Genomic DNA, 891 nt, shown 5'->3' with positions numbered 1-891 from the left:
CTATAGTCAAACAATCAAAAATATAAGACAATATAAAAATGAGTTATTCAGAACATTTTAGACGAAAAGTGATAGCGAAGCTTGAGGAAGGATGTTCCATACGAGCGGTCTCTGCACAATTTGAAATTGATAAAAATACAATTTTGAGTTGGAAAAAACGAATTGAGATTAAAAGAACCCGCCCACGGAAACCTTTTAAAATTGAGGATGATGCATTGCGTGCGGATGTTGAGAAATATCCAGACGATTATCAATATGAGCGTGCTGTGCGCTTTTCCTGCTCAGCCGCATCTATTGGTTATGCATTAAAACGTTTAGGAATCACAGTGAAAAAAAGACCTTACGCCACCCACAAGCCAAAGAATCCCTCAGATCAGAATTTATCGAAGCTTTAGATCAGCTTAAACAAAAGCACCCCATTGTTTATCTTGATGAAAGCGGGTTTAAATCACACGATTATAGACCTCACGGTTATTCTCCGAGAGGAACACCATGTTATGGCTCATTTAACTGGCAATTAAAGAACCAAACCAATGCCATTGGTGCATTATATCAAGGTCAACTATTTGCAGTTGGTTTATTCGACTGCAAAATTAATTCAAATGTATTTCATTTTTGGGTAGAGCAGTTTCTTATTCCCGAACTACCCCAAAATAGTGTCATCGTGATGGATAATGCGGCCTTTCATAAGCGATCGGATATACAGGAGTTATTGGAACACTATGGGCATCAGATTTTATGGTTGCCTGCTTATAGTCCTGATTTGAATTCTATTGAAAAGACTTGGGCATGGATTAAGAAAAAGAGAAAAGAATGGCAAGAGGATTGTATTGATCGACTCTTTCAGATGTTTTTTCATGTCTGTATGAGTAATTAGATTGTTTGACTATA

General features: G+C 37.0%; 2 protein-coding genes. Both read left to right on the top strand.

Annotated features, from left to right (window positions below):
- Positions 1–38 precede the first annotated feature (38 nt).
- Entirely contained in the window at positions 39–395 is a 357-nt protein-coding gene (locus tag I2F17_RS12505; protein WP_196423589.1) for an IS630 transposase-related protein, read from the top strand.
- Complete coding sequence (locus I2F17_RS12780; protein WP_211140164.1) at positions 278–877, top strand: IS630 family transposase; 600 nt, start codon at positions 278–280, stop codon at positions 875–877. The genes I2F17_RS12505 and I2F17_RS12780 overlap by 118 nt, the downstream gene beginning before the upstream one ends.
- Positions 878–891 lie beyond the last annotated feature (14 nt).

It is taken from the genome of Acinetobacter baretiae, assembly GCF_015627105.1.
Lineage (GTDB): Bacteria > Pseudomonadota > Gammaproteobacteria > Pseudomonadales > Moraxellaceae > Acinetobacter > Acinetobacter baretiae.
Note: the sequence above shows the minus strand (reverse complement) of the source record. Positions and strands in the feature narration are given on the sequence as shown.